The 1,105-nt window shown below is 63.6% G+C and carries 1 protein-coding gene; it reads left to right on the forward strand.

Annotated features, from left to right (window positions below; genetic code table 11):
- Positions 1-143: 143 nt before the first annotated feature.
- The gene (locus tag A5699_RS26555; protein WP_067776363.1) at positions 144-1,016 is read left to right on the forward strand and encodes a type IV toxin-antitoxin system AbiEi family antitoxin domain-containing protein; all 873 of its coding nucleotides are present in this window, start codon (positions 144-146) and stop codon (positions 1,014-1,016) included.
- Positions 1,017-1,105: the final 89 nt, after the last annotated feature.

Genomic DNA, 1,105 nt, shown 5'->3' on the forward strand with positions numbered 1-1,105 from the left:
AGTAACGTCCCTCTGCCGAACAGACACAAACCCGTACCTTTTCGCCCGAAAAGGTACGGGTTTGTGTCTTTTCGCGGAGTTATCCACAGGGCAAATGGGCGGATGCTGGCGGTAATGCGCGGTTCCCGTCAGCATCGAACGCCATGGGGGTCGATGAGGTGTTCGCTGTCCACGGCGGAGTCGCCACGACGCGGCAGTTGCTCGCCGCGATCAACGAGCGAACCCTCACCAACCGCGTGCGGGCCGGCACGTTGTTCCGGGTCTGGCACGGGGTGTATTCGCCCCGCCCGCCGGACATGGCGTGCCGCCTTCGTGCGCTCGATCTGGTGGCGGGCCTGCCGATCGTCGCCTGCATGAACACCGCTGCGCAGATCTATGGCTTTGACACCGAACCTGATGACCGCGTTCATATCCTCGACCCGGGCGTGCGCATGCGTCCGTCACCGAACCTGATGGTGCACCAGCGAATTGGCGCGCCACTCAAGAAGGTCGACGGCCGGCTGCTGACCGCTCCGGCATGGACGGCGATCGAACTGGCCAGGACGCTCAGGCGTCCACGCGCGCTGGCGACGCTTGACGCCGCGCTGCGGAGCCAGACCTGCACGATGGCCGAACTCGAGAGTGCAGTGAAGGAGCAGCACGGTCGTCGGGGCATCGTCAAAGTGCGTGAGCTGTTGCCGTTGGCAGATCCCAGGTCCGAATCGCCGATGGAATCAGAGATGCGGCTGGTTTTCCTCGATTGGGGCCTGCCCCCACCGGAGCTGCAATACGAGATCAGGGATCTACACGGAAAGCTGTGGCGGGTGGACTTCGCCTGGCCGGAACATTGGGTGGTGGCGGAATACGACAGCGTCGACTGGCACGCGAATCCTGAAGCGTTCAAGCATGATCGGATGAAATCCGCACGGCTGCACGAGGCCGGATGGACCAGCATTCCCGCGGTCGTCGACGATGTGCGCCGCCACCCGGCTGAGCTGTGCGCACGGATCTACCGCGCGTTTCACCGCGCCGCCTGATCTCCCGCGAAAAGACACAAACCCGTACCTTTTCGGGCGAAAAGGTGGCTCTACTGACGTTTCCGTGGGTGTTTGACGGGCCGTCCTGG

This window comes from Mycobacterium sp. E802, from assembly GCF_001666875.1.
Taxonomy (GTDB): domain Bacteria; phylum Actinomycetota; class Actinomycetes; order Mycobacteriales; family Mycobacteriaceae; genus Mycobacterium.